Genomic DNA, 18,237 nt, shown 5'->3' on the forward strand with positions numbered 1-18,237 from the left:
ACTGGTATGCGAATCAAGTTCCTGATTTTAGCAGGATAAGGCATCCTGTTCTTACCTGATGGGTAAGATGAAAGAACTAGTTTTCTTTAAATTAAATGTAGTGTTCTGATTTTTGCTGGAATAGTAAGCAAAGTCTTAGCAATCAAAAATGGTCAATTGATGGAATTCTAATGATGAATGCTCAGTTTTATAAAGTGACCTCTTAGGTTGAAATAAGTATTTTTTATATTATGTTTTGTTCTTTTTTGCATCGCCCACCCTTCGACTGCGCTCAGGGCAGGTAAAAGAACCAAAAAAGTCTAGGCTTAAGAAACGATCTCTAAATTTATCATTCGGCTTCTAAATTTTCTGAACTCCCCTGCGGGTCAAACAGCAGAAAATTTTACGAAGCACTCATTTCAAATTTTACGAGATCTTTTCTATATGCCGATTTTATCATTCTGGAAACAAATACCATTTCCTTAATCTTTCAGGTTTGATAAGTATAGTCTCTATAAAATGTTCTGATCATTTTCTATAGTTCGCTGTCGGTTATTTGTTTTGGAGCTCGTGAACCTCCTAACGTCGATTTGCTTCTCCAAAGAAACCCTTCGGCTATCGCTCAGGGCAGGCTCACCAAAAGAAAGGAGCCTTTTTAATCTGTATCGCTTATTGTTTTGGTCAGATAGAATGTGCCTATAATGATTGGAATTCTTTAGGATCATTTAGATTGGGCATATTTCTTAGATATTTTTGCCTTATCAGGCAAAACCGTAAGAAGTGCCCTAAATTTTCTCCAAGGCTTCGAAAATTTTTAACGGGGACTGTTTGCTATGCTGAAGAAAAAGAAAGCTAAAGAATGATATTCTTAGTTCCAATTTTGGAAACGGCCTACTTTTTACATCTGTAGCAAAACAAGCAAACGCCGCAGCGCCGGGCAGTGGAGGATGGCTTAGCGCAGCGGTTTGCCATCCGCACGATAAGGAGTTTGCATAGTTTTCAAGGATGTAAAAATAAGCCTTGATCTTTTGGTTCTTTTGTATCAAGACAAAAGAACAGAAAGGCTAATTGAAGTCCTAGTTTTGTTTTAAGTACTGGCAACCTCCTGATGTCGGTTTGTGTATGCAGTACTACTATGGCATGTTCTCTTCATTTTCTTTAGCTCGCTTTCGCTTATTGGTTTTGGAGCTCGTGAACTTCCAATTTCGGTTTGCCTGTCCAAAGAAACCCTTCGGCTATCGCTCAGGGCAGGCTCACCAAAAGAAAAGAGCCTTTTTAATCTGTAGCGCTTATTGGTTTTGGACAGATAGAATGTGCTTATAATGATTGGAATTCTTTAGGATCATTTAGGTTCGGCACATTTCTTAGGTATTTTTGCCCTTAGGGGCAAAACCGCAAGAAGTGCCCTAAATTTTCTCCATGGCTTCCGAAAATTTTTAACGGGGACTGCTTGCTATGCTGAAGAAAAAGAAAGCTAAAGAATGATATTCTTAGTTCCAATTTTGGAAACGGCCTACTTTTTACATCTGTAGCAAAACAAGCAAACGCCGCAGCGCCGGGCAGTGGAGGATGGCTTAGCGCAGCGGTTTGCCATCCGCACGATAAGGAGTTTGCGTAGTTTTCAAGGATGTAAAAATAAGCCTTGATCTTTTGGTTCTTTTGTATCAAGACAAAAGAACAGAAAGGCTAATTGAAGTCCTAGTTTTGTTTTAAGTGCTGGCAACCTCCTGATGTCGGTTTGTGTATGCAGTACTACTATGGCATGTTCTCTTCATTTTCTTTAGCTCGCTGTCGCCTATTGGTTTTGGAGCTTGTGAACTTCCAAGTTCGGTTTGCATGTCCAAAGAAACCCTTCGGCTATCGCTCAGTGCAGGCTCAACAAAAGAAAGGAGCCTTTTTAATCTGTATCGCTTATTGTTTTGGTCAGATAGAATGTGCCTATAATGATTGGAATTCTTTAGGATCATTTAGGTTTGGCACATTTCTTAGGCATTTTTGCCTTATCAGGCAAAACCGCAAGAAGTCCCCTAAATTTTCTCCAAGGCTTCGAAAATTTTTAACGGGAACTTTTTGCTATACTGAAGAAAAAGAGGGTTAAAGAATAAAATTTTCAGTTCTGGTTTAAAAGACGGCCTACAAGAAGGTGTTGTAAAATTTGAAGTGAGCGGAGCGTCGCAGGCGGTTCTGTTTGAGGCCGCCTTAGCGGTCGAGTTAAGCGCATGCAGTGCAGTGAACGATAAATTTAGACACCGTCTTGTGAGCCTTGATCTTTTGTTTCTTTTGTATCAAGACAAAAGAAAAGAAGCAAGCATAGAAATAGAAATCTTGTTTCTTCAGTTCGGGAACCTGGAATAAGATCAGAGGTTTTCGGTCCTAAAGTTGTTTTGTTCAGGCACGCGATACAATCGCGCGGTAACAAGGGGTTTTAGAAAAAGCTTTACAAAAGTCTTTACAAAAGAAAGGGAACGGGGTTGAGTGTTATAGGTCCTATGGCATCTTCTTTACTTTTCTTTGCCTGTCCAAAGAAACCCTTCGGCTATCGCTCAGTGCAGGCTCAACAAAAGAAAAGACACCTTCGCCTAGGAATTTTTCGCCATCCGGACGAAAACCACTTTGTCAGCTCCGCGTCGCTATCGCTGCTGTCCTTCGGAGCTACCTGCAGCTATTCTGAACCGAGGGAGGACTAAAGAATTGTATTCTTAGTTCTAATCTTAGAAATGACCTGCAAGAGAGTATCGTTAAATTTGAGGTGCATGCAAGGTTGCAGGCTTTAAGAGCCCGAGTTCGTTTAACTGCCGGTAATCAGCTGTTCAAACGCCGCATACTCCAGTTGAATGATTGAAGATTCAGAATCTTGAAACTCCTGAGTAACCGCATTATAGTCGTCGTTGTTAGTTAAAACAACTCCGTTGCGATGCGCCTTGAGCGTGGAGAAAAACTTCACTTCAAACCACACCTTATCGAGAACCTCCTGTTCTTGGGCCGTTAACTCATTCGTTCCATAAAGGATAAAGTTCATTTGCTTACGGGCTGCATTTTTAATTTCGCTAGCTGCGTTATAATCGGTGGGCATATTACGTAAGGCCCCTACCATATAAAGTATTTTACCGTAAAACACTTTTTCAACATATTCATTCCCGTATTTCAGTTCAAAAAGGGAAGGGTCCTGTTCCATTTCTTCAGTTAGGGACAAGCGCTCCTGATAGGGCGGGAGGAAGCTGTTGCGACCCTCTATATGCTGGTAACTTAAAGTAAGAACCTGATCTTCGGTAACGGGATACTGTTCTATTATCGATTGGTAAAGTTCTGAGTTTACCGCAAATTTTGTGGCAAAAGTGGTGTTAGGAGCGTAAAATTCGTAAAAGTTACGATAGGCTGGTACGCCTTCTATAGGATCTGCATTGATTTGCCAAATAGCATCTTGAGCGAACGATTCAATAAGCTTACTATAATTGCCTTCAGGATTAGTAAAGGGGTTAGCCAGTGGGACCTGATTGTTCGTTAGTATCGAGGCACCAATATTTTCGGTGTACGGATACACTTCTTCTAAAAGGGTTGCTCCGTCTTTTTTAATAGTAACGGTTCGGGTTCCTTCGGTTTTATCGTAAACCGTTGAACTTGTTGCGTTAGCATCGGCTCTTGTAAATGCTATGGATGTAAGGTCGCCATCTTCATACTGATAAACTGAAATGCCTTTCCCGGTGTACACCTTTTTCTCTGATGCCAGTCCATCCTTATAGGTTGTCTCAAACCATAGATCACCTTCAGGGGTGTAATATTTAGACCAAAGGGGTTTATTGTCTTCACTGCGGCTCACTTCCATATACAAATGCTGCTGTGGAAAGCTGGAATAGATTTTAGCAGCTTTGAGATACCCGTTCTCATAATATTCAAATTGCTCATAGGGATTTTCCAGATTGTCTACACGCTTGGCCTCTTTGATCCAGCCATTGGGATACTTGCTGCTTATTTGGAAATACGCATCAGACTCAATAGAATAGTCGGTTTGAGAAAGATTATCATCTTCCTGGCAGGAAAGCAACAAAACTGTAATTGCAAGGAGTACTGATCGAAAAATGAAATTATTCATAAGCTAAGGAGGTGCATTTTAGAAAATATAGAAAAGCGTTTAGTGTAGGTTGGTTTGTGACCAGAATCGTTAAGAACAGTAAAGCTACGCTTACCGTTTTTGGACTCAATAGGATCAAAAAAATACAACCTGTTGAGCCTTTTTCAAAGGTATCAATTACAATGCCAATGAATGTAATGAAAATGTAAAGGCAGTTTTATTTTTTACTCGGTAATCGAGATTTAAATGCGCTGAGGCCTGTATTAGGGTAGTTTACGGGAGTCCTTTGTTGTAAAACGGATGCGTCAATAAACTGAACCTGATTGCTTTATAAAGCCGAATCCCCGGCAGGAAAATAAGGAAGGCCTTAAGCCATATTGGAAACGTTATTTTTATTTTTGGCGTTCAGTAAAATTTATGATTAGAATCCTACTTTTAGCCTGCCTTTGCCTGGTTCCAGGTGTAGGCTTCGCCCAATTGGTGAATATTGAATCCAAACGTATGCAGACCGACTCGTTGCGGTTTGCACTTAACGGCGATTTCTCGTTGAACCATACCAACAATGATGGCAAACAGGTCACGCAGATAGATATCGCCCTGACTACCCAGTTAAAATCTAAAGACCTCCGGAAGCTCTATTTCCTTATTGGAAATTACCGGCTGATTGATTCTGGAGCCGAAAACCTGCAGAACGCCTGGTTTCTCCACGGAAGATTTAATTATAAGTTTGAGGGAATGCAATGGTTACGATTTGAAAGCTTTATACAGGGGCAATATAACCAGCTGCTGGTTGTAGAACAGCGCAACCTCATTGGGGCAGGTCTAAGGGTGAAATGGATGGACAGGGATCGTTTTACCGGCTATGCAGGCAACAGTTATCTGTACGAAGTTGAGTTTAGCGAACGCGCGGGCACGACCAATTACAATCACCGCAACAGCACCTACCTAACGGTATCCTATGCTACCAAATCATCTAAATTTTCTGTAGCAAACACGGTCTATTATCAACCCCTGTACCGGGAACTGGGCGACTACCGGATTTTGGAACAGTTTAGACTGGACGTTCCTCTGGCGGAGTGGTTTAAGGTTTTTACGGCGTACAATTACTATTTTGACAGTAAAACCCCGCTGAATACCCAGGAATATACCTCCAACCTAAATATAGGGATAGGCATCAGTTTGTGATTTTTGAAGTGCACCCTATTAGCCAGGCAATACGGGTTGTGCGTTCACGTCGTGAGTAAAATCGGGGCGGTTTCCTATGCTGTTCTTGCCTGAAAGACGATTTACTTTATAAATTCTTCAAAGTAATCTCCGAGTGCTATTGAGGTGTTTTTTCCCATTATGATAAGAATATACCGAAAATTACCAAAATCGGGTAACTTAAGCAAGAGGTGTTTTTTGATAATTGGATGAAAGTCTGTTCTAGGCGGCTTTATTTAAGTGGAGCATAGATGAAAAAAGTAAAGGACTCTACAAAATCAAAACCTGTTTTTTTTTAGTAAACTCTCTTAAATTTGCACTTTGATTTTTTATTATAGCATTGCTTTTTTAGAGTTTTTTAGCTCAAAATACAATCTTCACATCTTCTTTGTAATTCTGCAATGTTCCGTTCAGGCTGGCTGTCCATCCGTCAATAAATACTTTGCCGTTTTTAATTGCTTTGGAATAATCATCGCTTGCAATTTTCTCGCTGTTGGTAACGTAATAATGGTTGTCTATTTTGTAAATGCAGTCTTTTACCACTTCTTCGGGAACTTGTGTTGGCTCGTCTAAACCAACGGTGAAAATCATATTGTAAATGCGACTTAAAGCATCCGTTTCATTTTCAGTAATTGAAATTTGTCCTTTGTCATCTACCTTCAACTGTGGTGCTTCTATACTATCAAAGACTTTAAAACCAATATCAGGAACTTGTTTTTTATCTTCCTCGAATAGACCTGCTTTGCTGTTTTCTGCTTCAATGTCTTTGTTGATTTTTTCTCCTGCTCGTTTTAATCGTTCTAAGGTTAGGCTTGAAATAGCAGGCGGCAGATTGTTATCTAAACAAAATTTATAAGCTGGCTTATCCTCTTTAATAGGTTCGTCTATTTGGCAAAGAATGAATTTGCGATTGCCATCATCTTCTCTGTTTAATTGCATTACTGCTTCTCCAGTAGTTCCACTACCTGCAAAAAAATCCAAGATTATCAATGGTTTATTTTCGGATAAATAGGTACAAGATTTAATAAGATATTCAATAAGAGCAACAGGCTTGGGATTATTAAAAAGGTCGCGTTCTCCAAAAAGTATATTTAAGTGTTCACTTCCTTTTTCATTATAACATTCGGGATCATCTAAGAGGTCACTCATTAATTTAACCTTTTTTAGTTCTTTTGGCAATAAGTGACGCCTTAGACTAAAATTGCTAGTAATATAAACTGTCTGATCAAGTAAATCTTGGCCAATTCTAAAAGGTCCTTTTATCTCAGATATTGCAGTTGTTTTACCATTCTTAACTTCCAAATCTGACAAAAGTTCAAATTCAATGGTTCTGGCCTTATATTTTCCCTTTTCGTAAACTCCATCCTGAACTCTAGCTTCAGTACCCGTAGCAATTTTTCGAGTAACAATATCATTGCCTTCATTAAAAACAGGACGAGTTTTATCAGTAAGATTACCGGCGCTAAGTGGTTGAAATAAATTTGTTTTACTATATGCTAAAATATAATCACACATATCAGACAACTTATTGCTCAAAAAAGTATTTTTACGAGCAGCACGTCTTTTTATAACGCCTATAAAATTATCTTCATAAAATATTTCGTCACAGAGTAGCTTAATATTAGCCATTTCGTTATCATCAACACTTATAAATATAACCCCTTCTTTACTTAATAAATCTCTAGCTAAAAGAATTCTTGGATACATAAAAGATAACCATCCGTTATGATTCTTTTTGGATTTAAAACTAAAGTCCATCCGTTCAAAATCACTTTCGCTCAAGTTTGCCAACCCTAATGCTTCGGCTTCTTCCTTATCAAACTTGTCTGGATATACAAATTCGTCTTTGTCGGTATTATATGGAGGGTCTATGTAAATACAGTCTATTTTACCATTATAATAATTTTTTAAAATTTTCAAACTGTCCAGGTTATCACCTTTTAAAACTAAGTTTTCAGTCGTGTCGATTTCTTTGCTAAGAAATTTACTTATGATTAGTTCTCTATCTGTCTCTTGACTATATTTAGCACGACTAAAGTTTCTGCCAACAAAATTTAATCCATACCCATTTACTTTCTCGTCAATAGGCAAACCTGCAATAGCTTTGAGTTCATTTAGATCAATTTCGTTGTCCTTTAGTACACTTGGATAGTGTTCTTTGAGAAAACTCAATAATTTGTTTTCGTATTCTTTGGACCCAACTACTGAATATCCTGCTTTTATAAAATCTTGTTCAGCCATTATTTTTATACGTTGTTTATCAATGCAGCTAATTGCGTTTTATTTATACGTTCTTTAAATGAAACTTTTATGTTTTGGTCTTTGTAGTATTCGCCTAGTGCTTCAAAGTATTTTTTAGCAAAGTCAATTTTCCCTTTTTCATCCACAGGTATAGCTGTGGATGATTTATAACCTTTGGCTTCCACTACAAGAAATATTTTGTTGCCTCCTGTGCTTTTGATTGCATAGCAAAAGTCAGGGTTGTATTTGCCTAGAGGAGTTTGAATATTTAGGCGTGGAAGTTTGCCGAAAATTTCAATACTGTCAATGTCGGGGTCTTGCTCCACAATTTCCAATTCAAAATCACTGTCATACTCAATCACTTCTTCAAATACCCATTTTGTTTTCAAAGAAAAATCGCCTGAAATTTCTTTTTGAAATTTGCCTATGCTTCCTGTGTCTAAGTATGTTTTTCCCTGTTCCGTTTTGAATACGTTTGGCAAACCTTTTCCGTTAATTCCGTCATACTTAATGTTTGCTTTGAGCATTGCAATTAAGTTCTTATTGATTATTTCGGAAATTTCCCTTTGTGCTTGTTCAGGATTGTTGCAGAGCATTTTAGTCTTAAAATCATCACTCAACGCATTGAAAACCTTTACTACAAATGAAATAGGGGTTTTAGTGCTATTGGATAAGGTGCGAACCAATTCCAAATAATCAACTTTGCTTTTGTATGAAACGGTATCGGTTAGTCTTTCTGTAATTGCACCTTGTTCGCCAATTATGTTTACGTTCAGTTCTGCACGAATGGTTTGCAACAGTATTTCTTCAATGTTTACTGCTTCAATTTGAGCTTTAATGTTTTGTATCAGTTGGGTTTCCTGTTCTTCGGTCAAAGTTTCTAAAACATAAAAAGCATTTTTATTGATAGCGTTCCAAAGGTTTTGAAACTCTTGTAAGTGGGTTGCCTTAATGAAAACTTTCTTTTTCTCTTTTTTCTTCTCGGCTTTCTGAACATATGTTTTTGTGTCGGTTGCAAACAAACTTTCGATTGCTTTTACTTGTTCTTCGGGTAAGTTTTGTTCTTTCAAAATTGCGGAGAACTCAGGTGATTTTTCGTAAATCTTTTGTCCGTCAACTATTGCCTTGCGAACAATCATTTTTTGGTCTTTCAACACATCATCAACCAAAGTAATAATGGTGTCATCATCAAAGCCTGATTTTTCTTTGAGCGTTTTAATCAGTTCTTGTTCTGTAAATGTCTCGGAAATGAGAAACGAGTTACTTAAAATCTCGTTTTGTATGGCTTCCACAAAACCTTGTTCTTTGCTGGATACAACCACATCAAGGTTGTTTATTTTCCAAAAGTCCTCTTGATTATCATTTAAGTTTTTAAGTGTGTAACGCTGTAGATTTTGATTAACGCAAATTCTCAAACCACGTCCAATCTGTTGCAATTTTGATATTTCGCTTCCTTGATTTGAAAGTTTACAAATGGTAAAAACATTTGGGTTGTCCCAACCTTCTTGCAAAGCCCAAATAGAAAAAATGAAACGTGAGGGACTTTTAAACGACAATAATTTCTTTTTGTCTTTCAGAATTTCATCAACACCTGCTTTTACTTTTTCGTCTGCGTTTCCTTTGTCGCCTGAAAAATAACCTTTGTGAACCTGCAAAGTATTATCACTATCATAATCGTTTTGCAAGAATTTGTAATAATCACTTGTTTGGTCGAGTCTGCTTATAAGCTCCGTATATTGCTTTTTATATTCTTCTTCAAAAATGGTTTTGACTTTTGGATTATCACCACGAAATAAACTGGTGTCACTTTCCATAAAAAACAAAGTGAGTGATTTTACGTCTTGCTCAAATAGTGTTTTTTCTTTCTCAAAGTGTATTTTGATTGTTTCTTTAATCATTGCTCGCAATGATTCTTCCGACAAAGAGTAATCCACTTTCTCAATTGTGTCGTCCGTTAACACAATATTGTGTTTAAGAATTTTTTTAATGCTTTTACCGTTAAAAACACCACCAACACTTAATTCCCGTCTTGCTATAATTCCATTTGTTAAAGTACTTACGTGAGCGATATTTTTAGAGCCTACTTTTTCTATTCCAATAAGAGTATCTGTGTTTTCAATCACGTCTTGCGTGTAAACCACAATTTTCTTTACCAAGTTTTGTCGGAAAGAAGAAATACTGTCTAAAACATAAGCTACGTTTGAAAGAACCAAACTATCTTTCTTCTTTGGGAATGTTGCTCCAAATCGCAAAAAGTAGTTTTCAAATCCCTCAAAGTAGGTTTTAAAGGCATTACCTTCAAAACGGTGAGGCTCGTCCATTATCACAATTGGATTTAAGCGTTTTAAACATTCCAAATATGATTTTGGCGGTTCTTGATTCTTAACAAATAATTCAGGTGTATTAATCTCCTTTTCTAATGGTCGGTTAAGAATATTGTCTTTGTGACTAAATGAACTTGGTGTCATTACCAAAACCGATAAATGCGAAGTGCCTATAAATTGCCTTACGGCAGAAATGTTTCCGCCTTCGTAAACAAAGGTTTCAATTTCCTTTTCTTTTTCGTTGGCGTAAAAGCTTTTAAAGTAATCTTTGGTGTCCTCTAAGTTACTTTTTGTTCCCTCTCTAATTGGAACAGTTGGAATAAGAACGATAAATTTTTTATATCCGAAATTTTTGCTCAGTTCAAAAATTGTTTTGATAAACGTGAACGTTTTACCCGTTCCCGTTTCCATCATTATGTCAATGTTTTTAGTGTCTTGAACAGGAAAATTGTATTTATTCTTTTTATGGTGTGCCGTTAGCACATCACCAAAATTTGCTTTTTGGCGAAGGCTTTCAAATAGACTAATAATGTTTTTTACACAATCTTCTTGGTAAGATTGTATTTCGTATTGAAACTGTTTTGTTTCTGTTTTTGGCTTCATTATAATATCCATTTTCCGATTCCAAAGTTACTTTTTCCTTACCACTTAGTTTGTTCAAGAACTTGTAAAAAATCGTTTTTTGATTTTTTACAGATTGAGGAATAGATGGGGGAAATAAAGATTCTATTCGCGTGAGTAATCTTTTTTGGTGTTGAATAACACTAATAATAAATGTAGTAGATAGAAATTTATTCTGCTTCTCTCGCTACTTACGATCTGAAACTAAACCATATTCAAGTTAACCAATGTTCTTTTGACATTCCAATGACAGCCGAATTCCCAAAACAAAAAAACAGCCGTTATCCCCTACAATAACGGCCGTTTAGAAGGCACCCGAAAGTGCCATGTTTCCACAAGTGAAATGCTTTAATTTACGGTAGCGGCGCTTTGCCTTTTCTGGTAAACCCGGCTAAAAATCAAAAAAAGCACTCCGCAACTGATCCAGGCGGGGAGGGTTAAAAACGACAGGAATACGTCGTACTCCAGCGAGATAAAATAGAATACCCCAAAGCTCAATGCCCAGGCTGCAAATACCGCCCAGTTGAATTTGATTCCGGTTTTTTCGGCATAGAAGCTTTGAATTCCGGCTTGTTTGCCAAAGAAGTATTCAAAGACAATGATGGCGCCTACCGGAGCCAAAATAAAACCGTAGAGGGCTACAAAACCTAAGAGTTTCATTGCAAAGGCAGGGAATAATCCGGCTACTGTCGCAACCGTTCCGGCGATGATGGTTACCCAAAAGGTAGAGAGTTTCGGTATAATGGCCTGAAAGGCAAGTCCGGCTCGGTAAATCGTGGGATTTGCGGTCGTCCAGCCTGCAAGGATCACGGCGATGATGCCAAAGATGCCAATGGCGTTGTAGGCCAGGGGACCTGGAGCCACCGATGGCGCTTCCCCACCGGCCAGCATCGCCTGAGCTTCGGGTGATTTGAGATAGACCGCATAGAGCAAAGCGGCGGCAATCCACGCGATGTAATGGCCTATGTAAATACCCCCGGCGGTCATCCAGCCGGCGCTGGCTTTTTTCGCAAAGCGAAATACCGACAGGTCAGACATCCCGATGTGCATGGCCGCATTAGCAAACCAGGACCAGAGCACCACATGCCAAAAGGTGTATTTAATCTGTCCCGGGAAGGGTTCACTGCCTTCGCCCCAGATATTCCAGAAATCGGAAAAGCTGTTTACATCCAGCTGAATCAGCGCTACCACACCGCAGGCGATAAAAGCCAAAACGATTACGGGCGACATCCAGTTGGCCGCTTTGGCCACGGTATTATAGCCTTTCGCAGCGATGAGCGAAATCACGGCACCCAGGGCCAATACAATGATTACCCAGGTAAGGCTGTTGGGCGTCGTGTCTGTAAGTTTGGGCATTTCCATATCAAAGGGAATCCCCACTGCCGTGGCCGATACGGTAATCATCGCTCCCGCAAGGAAGCAAAACAGGACTCCGTTTGCCAGGTTGTAAGCGGTCACCAGACGGGTGCCGCATATTTTCTCTAAATGAAAGTAGAGCGTATACCTGAATTTTGTCCCGATCTCGGCCGTCAGAAACCTCCAGCTCAATACCGCCATCAGGTTACCCAGTAACAAGCCTACAATCAGGTCAAAAGCGCTCACCCCGGTGGTTAAAAAGAGGGGGCCAATGACAAACTCGGTTCCTGCGGCGTGTTCCCCGGCATACATTCCTAAAAAGGCTTTCCAGCTTTGTAATCTCGACTGGGGTACGCGCTCGCGTTCAAATTCGCCGCCGGCAAGGGCTTCAATGGCTTCTTCTTCCTGATTGTATTGTGACATCGGTTAGGTTATTAAGTGTTTGGGCAGGTCTTCGACCCGCTCACAAACCAGTTGATCCATGACTTGTTTAAATTGGGTTTTGAGCATGCCTATGGTATGATCGCCGCCTTTGTTCCCCAAAGCGCCGCAGCCGTACATAAACGAGCGGCCCATAAAGGTAAATTTGGCTCCGCAGGCCATCGCGCGGGCAATATCAGGCCCTGAGCGCAGGCCGCTGTCCATCATCACCTCGATCTGATCGCCATAGTTAGCAGCGATTTCTTTAAGCGAATTGATGGTAGATTGGGCTGCATCAAGCTGGCGCCCGCCGTGGTTGGAGACGATAATGCCGTCAAAGCCCATACGTATCGCATCCTGCGTATCCTGAAGGGACTGCACGCCTTTAAGCACCAGTTTGCCTTTCCAGCGGTCGCGGATGGGTTTAATTTTTTCTTCGTTGAGTTTGCCTGAAAAAGTGCGGTCCATAAACGCGCCCAGTTGTTTGAGGTTTAAACCTTCAGGCGTGTAAGGTTTTAGATTTTCAAAAGTGGGCTGCCCGTATTTAAGCGTATTAAAAGCCCAGGTAGGTTTCCCGAGGATTTGCATGATGTTGCGTACCGACATTTTGGGCGGAAGCGCCAATCCGTTTTTAAAATCCCTTGGGCGAAAGCCAAAAGTAGGCACATCACACAATAGTACCAGAACCGGGCAACCGGCTGCTTCGGCGCGGTCAATAATATCGTTGCGTACCGCATCTTCCACGGGGTTGTAGAGCTGAAACCAGGCGTTTCCTTCGGTGAGTTCGCTGGCTTTTTCAATATCCATAGTCGTTACCGTACTCAGGATAAACGGAATGTTGTGCTTGTAAGCTGCTTGGGCCAGAATTGCAGGCGAATTGGGCCACATCAGGCCCTGTAAACCTACCGGCGCAATCCCAAAAGGCGCGTCAAACTCCATCCCCAAAACTTTGGTTTTGGTAGAGCTTTGACCATAATTGTTGAGGTAACGCGGTTGTAATTGTACATCGCGAATCTCGGAGGTGTTGCGTTTGATGCTTACATCTTCATTACAACCCCCATCGAGGTATTCAAACGCAAAAGCGGGTACGCGGCTTTTGGCTTTGGTTCTTAAATCGTCAACAGAAGGATACGCAGTGTCAAAAGAATTTGCCATAATGTTTAGTTTACGATGAAGGGAATATGCTTCTTCATCGAATAGTTTTTCTTGAGAAATTTTGAATTCAGTTGCGTATCTGAAATGCAAATTGCAGCGCCCAGTGCAGACCCCAGAGAAGAGTCTGTGGTGCGCAATTCCATCGTTCTAAAATGATGCGAGAGCAGTTGTATGTAAACCTCGTTGTCGCTAAAGCCCCCGTCTACAAAAAGCTTTTCGATAGGCATCGTGCCTTTTGCACTTTTGATGCTCGCGACCTGAAGCACTACCAGCTCCATCATCAGGTGATGATACGCGTGCTCAAAAGTAGTATATCTTAATGTAGTTTTGTCTGGCATATGGGGATCATCAATGGTTTCCCAGTGAAAAAGGGGCTCAAAATCTTTGTGAATCTCGTAATGAATCTCGGGATCAAAAACGACCTGTTTGTGATAAGCGGCATCTACGCCATAGTGTTTGGCAAGTTTTTTAACCTGAATGCTGTATTCATTTCCCAGAAACAAACGTGCCGCTTTTACGGGTTTGCCGTTGATGCGCATATAATTGATGCAATCGTCTGCCACATCCTGTGCGGTAAGCAGGCTATCGGTAAAGGGGTTGAGCGAAATGCTCCAGGTGCCGGTTGAGATCAGGATAAAGGGTTTGCTCAGGCTGCGCACATAGGGTAGCAGGGCGGCACTGCTGTCGTGAATACCCACACCAATCTTGATGCGCTTGCCGTTGTAATTCATATTGATGCTGGTTTCGGTAGAAACGATAGGCGGCAGCAGCTGATCGAGTTTTTCGGCATACACCCAGTCGTGATAGTCTTTTTTTTCAAAGTCCCAAAGGGCGGTATGGCAGCCTATGCTGGTATATTCGCTAAGCGGAATACCCGTAAACACATAGCTGAGGTATTGCGGCAGGTGCAGGCTGTAGCGTATTTTGGCGAATACTTCGGGTTTGGTGTGTTTCAGCCAATACAATTGCATCCCGGCATTGAGCATTCCGGCGCTGGAGGAGCCTGTTTTTCGGTGAAAATCAGCTTCGGGGCCGTATTTTTCGTAAAACGAATCAATAATTTCCTGCGGAATGCTTTTGGTATAGTTGTACATCGGGAAAATCACCTCGTGGTTTTCGTCCAGATGTACGAGGCTGGCGCCGTAAGACGAAAAGTTGATCGCCTTGATCTCGTAGTTTTCGGTCTTGAGTATGCGGTCAAAAACGCTTTTGAGCCAGTTCCGCAAAGCGGAAAGGTCTTCGGTGGGATGCCCGTCTTCGTCTTCGGTCTCCTCAAACTGGATATACTCGCGGTACACCTCCTGAAAGTCTTCATCAAAGAGGAAAAACTTCTTGTTGGTTTTACCAATATCAAATATGGCCGTTACCGTTTTCTTCATCAGGTGTTGTTGCAGATTAAAGTCCGGTTGCTACGGTTTTGTTGCCGCGTTCGTTGATGAGGTTTTTGCGAACCTCAAGCGCACGATAGGCTTCAATAGGATTAAGCGCACCTCCATGGCGCAAGCGGGCCTCGCGAATGAGCGGGCGTACATCGGTACGGTAGGCGTTTTGCAAAAGTTCCTGGCATGCGGTCACATCATTAGCTTCCTGAGCAGCGCGCAGGGCGTTTTGGTCGATGAGTAAAGCTTTCGCATAGGCTTCCTGAATGGCCTCCAGCGACTGAATCAAATCTTCCAGCGGATCTTTCACGTTGTGACTCGCATCGATCATCCAGCCCAGTTCGGGGTTTTGCGGATTGTTCTGCATCCCGTAAACGAGCTCGTTAAAAATGAGGAACAATGCATAGGGCTTGATACTGCCTACGGTAAGGTCGTCGTCACCGTACTTGCTGTCGTTAAAGTGAAAACCGCCCAGTTTGCCCTTCAGCATCAGGATTGAAACGATTTGCTCAATATTGGTATTGGGCAGGTGATGCCCCAGATCTACCAGGGTATACGCGCGTTCGCCACAGCCGTTTGCCAGCATCAGCGAAGTACCCCAATCCTGAATGACGGTGCTGTAAAAATTGGGTTCGTAAGGTTTGTACTCTATATACAGTTTCCAGTCGGCAGGCATATCCTCGTAGATTGAAATCAAACTGTTTTGGGTATGGGTAAGCGCGGTCTGAAAGTTGTTTTGCCCGGGGAAGGACGAACCGTCTGCCAGCCAGACCGTCAGGGCTTTAGAGCCCAGTTTGTTTCCTATTTCGACCACTTCTTTATTGTGAGCGATGGCCTGCTCGCGTACCGCGGCGCTGGTATTGCTCAACGAACCGTATTTATACGATTCTTTCTGGTTTTTCTGATCCTGAAAGGTGTTGCTGTTTACGGCATCAAACTTAATGTTGTGCAATGCAGCGAGTTCTTTAATGGCGTTGTAGTCGTTAGGCACATCCCACGGAATGTGCAGGGATATCGCGCCTGCGGTTTGCGTAAGGCTGTGAATAAGACCAATGTCTTCAATTTTTTGCTCTAAAGAGGCAGGTTCGCCGCTAAACGAAAACCTTCCAAATCGCGTACCTCCGGCACCTAAGGCCCAGCTGGGGATAGCCACCTGAAATTCGGCGAGTTTAGCTAACAGCGCATAGACGTCTGTACCTGAATTCGATAACGATTGAGCTAAAAAATCAAAATGCGTTTGGTGATTTTTGAGATTGGTTTTATTGAGATCTGCGAGTTGCTGTTTGTTGATATTCATGAGGAGAAAGTCATTAATTGAACCGCCGTTGGCCCCAAAAAGAGCTTCCGGCGGTTTAAACTAGTACATTGAATGTTAACGCACAAATGCGTTTGCCATACCACCGTCTACATTTATGGTATTTCCGGTGCTTTTAAGCAGGATACCCACGCAGGCAAAAACGCCGTCTGCGATATCGTCCGGAAGGATGATTTCGTTAAGGAGGTTGCGTTTGGCATAGTGAGCAGGCAGGTCTTTGACTTCAATGCCATAGGCTTTGGCACGACCTTCGGCCCAGGCGCCTTCCCAGATTTTACTGCCTACGATAACCCCATCGGGATTTACGGTGTTTACGCGTATTTTCTCTTCACCCAGTTCGGCGGCTAATAGGCGCGTCATGTGTTGCTGCGCAGCTTTGGCAGTGCCATAACCCACGTTGTTAGGTCCTGAAACCAATCCGTTTTTACTGGCGATATTCACGATATCACCGCCCAGGCCTTGCTTGCGCATTACGGCAACCCCTTCCTGAGCCATTAAAAACTGACCTTTTACGAGTACATTTTGAAGCAAATCCCAGTCTTTTTGGGTGGTTTCCTCTAAAGGTTTAGAGATTGCGAGTCCGGCTGAATGAATGACGATATCTACCCCGCCAAACTCCAGACAGGCTTTTTTATAGGCTTCTTTAATGGCTTCCTCGCTGGTTACATCGCACACCGCACCGGTAACCTGATCTTTTTTGTACGTAGCGACGGCTTCGTCTAAAGCTTCCTCGCTCATATCGGTAAGTACCACGTTAGCCCCTTCGGCAACCAGCTTATCGGCGATGGCTTTACCAATACCTCCGGCAGCACCGGTAACGATGGCTACTTTTCGCGAAAGCGGTTGCTCCTTCGGCATACGCTGAAGTTTCGCTTCTTCAAGCAACCAGTATTCAATATCAAAAGCTTCCTGACGCGGTAAGGAGGTATAGCTGGTAATGGCTTCGGCACCGCGCATCACGTTGATCGCGTTGATGTAGAATTCGCTTGCAACCCGGGTCGTTTGTTTATTTTTCGCGAAGCTAAACATACCCACACCCGGATAAATGATGATTACGGGATTGGGATCGCGCATCGCGGGGCTGTTGTCATGTTTACAGCTTTCGTAGTAGGCTTTGTATTCTTCGCGGTATTTTTCAAAGGCAGGATTCAGTTGGTCTAAAACCGCCTGAGTGTCATCGAGATCAGCGTCTTTATCAAGTTCTAATACCAAAGGTTGAATTTTGGTACGCAAGAAGTGATCGGGGCAGGAGGTACCCATAGGTGCCAGACGCTGCAGATCGTTACTGTTTATAAACTGAAGTACGGTATCACTATCTGTAAAATGGCCTATCATTCGGCTTTCTGAAGAAGCGAGCCCGCGCAGGAGTGGCATCAGTTTGGCAGCCTGATCTTTGCGTTTTTCTGCCGGAAGGCTTTCGATTTTTTGTCCGCCAAAAACGCTTCCGTTTTCTTTTACCTTTTTCTCGATATAGGCTGAAGCCGTCTCGATTACTTCAAGGCTGTTGATGTAGCACTCATAGGAGGTGTCGCCCCAGGTAAAAAGACCATGGCTTCCCAAAACGATACCGCGTATACCCGGATTTTCGTTCAGGCATTTTTCAAGCTGAAGACCCAGGTCAAAACCGGGACGTTGCCAGGGCACCCAGCCCATGGTATCTCCCCAGATTTCTTTGGTAACGCGCTCGCTGTCTTCTGCGGCAGCAATTGCGATCAGCGCATCGGGGTGCAGGTGATCTATATGTTTAAAGGGTAAAAGGCCGTGAAGTGGCGTATCTATAGATGGGGCTTTAGAGTCCAGATCGTAGATGCAATGGTTGAAAAGGCCCACCATACGGTCTTCATCTTCCAGACCGCCGTAAACGTTCTTTAAATTTCTAAGGCGTTCGGTGTACAACCCGGCAATTCCTGCGCGGGTGAGTGTGCCAATGTCCCCGCCGGAGCCTTTAACCCACATAACTTCCAAATCTTCGTTGGTGAGCGGGTCTTTTTCTATGGTTTTACAACTGGTATTGCCACCACCGTAATTGGTAATGCGTAAATCTGCCCCTAAAATATTCGAGCGGTATAAAAAGAGCGCAACCTGATCATCTCCCAATTCTGCGGCTTTTTGCTCATTCCAAAGGTAGTTTACGTGAGTAAAGGTTTTTTCCATTTTCTTAGTATAGATTAAAGC

The 18,237-nt window shown here is 42.0% G+C and carries 9 protein-coding genes; 1 reads left to right on the forward strand and 8 read right to left on the reverse strand.

Features of this window, described 5'->3' with window-relative positions; genetic code table 11:
* Nucleotides 1–2,767: 2,767 nt before the first annotated feature.
* Nucleotides 2,768–4,069 carry a hypothetical protein gene (locus ACSSS3_RS12055; RefSeq protein WP_442844819.1) on the reverse strand — a complete coding sequence of 434 codons (1,302 nt, stop codon included), beginning with the start codon at nt 4,067–4,069 and terminating at the stop codon, nt 2,768–2,770.
* A gap of 396 nt (nt 4,070–4,465) precedes the next feature.
* Here ACSSS3_RS12055 and ACSSS3_RS12060 point away from each other — a divergent pair, with 396 nt between their 5' ends.
* The gene (locus tag ACSSS3_RS12060; RefSeq protein WP_442844820.1) at nt 4,466–5,233 is read left to right on the forward strand and encodes a DUF481 domain-containing protein; all 768 of its coding nucleotides are present in this window, start codon (nt 4,466–4,468) and stop codon (nt 5,231–5,233) included.
* A 381-nt stretch (nt 5,234–5,614) separates the two neighbouring features.
* Here the strand turns inward: ACSSS3_RS12060 and ACSSS3_RS12065 are convergent, their stop codons facing one another.
* The 7 genes from ACSSS3_RS12065 to ACSSS3_RS12095 all read right to left on the reverse strand — a co-directional run bounded on the left by ACSSS3_RS12065 (nt 5,615) and on the right by ACSSS3_RS12095 (nt 18,216).
* A complete protein-coding gene (locus ACSSS3_RS12065) occupies nt 5,615–7,492 on the reverse strand; it encodes a site-specific DNA-methyltransferase (RefSeq protein ID WP_442844821.1) in 1,878 nt (625 codons plus the stop codon).
* Between the two features lie 5 nt (nt 7,493–7,497).
* Complete coding sequence (locus ACSSS3_RS12070) at nt 7,498–10,419, reverse strand: restriction endonuclease (RefSeq protein ID WP_442844822.1); 2,922 nt, start codon at nt 10,417–10,419, stop codon at nt 7,498–7,500.
* A gap of 366 nt (nt 10,420–10,785) precedes the next feature.
* Nucleotides 10,786–12,216, reverse strand: a complete 1,431-nt coding sequence (locus ACSSS3_RS12075) for a purine-cytosine permease family protein (RefSeq protein ID WP_442844823.1) — start codon at nt 12,214–12,216, stop codon at nt 10,786–10,788.
* Between the two features lie 3 nt (nt 12,217–12,219).
* Nucleotides 12,220–13,368 carry an alpha-hydroxy acid oxidase gene (locus ACSSS3_RS12080; RefSeq protein ID WP_228231644.1) on the reverse strand — a complete coding sequence of 383 codons (1,149 nt, stop codon included), beginning with the start codon at nt 13,366–13,368 and terminating at the stop codon, nt 12,220–12,222.
* A gap of 5 nt (nt 13,369–13,373) precedes the next feature.
* Entirely contained in the window at nt 13,374–14,747 is a 1,374-nt protein-coding gene (locus ACSSS3_RS12085; protein WP_442844824.1) for an FGGY-family carbohydrate kinase, read from the reverse strand.
* Between the two features lie 16 nt (nt 14,748–14,763).
* Nucleotides 14,764–16,044: a sugar isomerase gene (locus ACSSS3_RS12090; RefSeq protein ID WP_442844825.1), complete on the reverse strand. Its 1,281-nt coding sequence runs from the start codon at nt 16,042–16,044 to the stop codon at nt 14,764–14,766.
* Nucleotides 16,045–16,119: 75 nt separating this feature from the next.
* Nucleotides 16,120–18,216 (reverse strand): bifunctional aldolase/short-chain dehydrogenase, encoded by a 2,097-nt coding sequence (locus ACSSS3_RS12095; RefSeq protein ID WP_442844826.1) that lies wholly within the window; start codon nt 18,214–18,216, stop codon nt 16,120–16,122.
* Nucleotides 18,217–18,237: the final 21 nt, after the last annotated feature.

It is taken from the genome of Leeuwenhoekiella sp. H156, from assembly GCF_052218455.1.
GTDB lineage: Bacteria > Bacteroidota > Bacteroidia > Flavobacteriales > Flavobacteriaceae > Leeuwenhoekiella > Leeuwenhoekiella parthenopeia.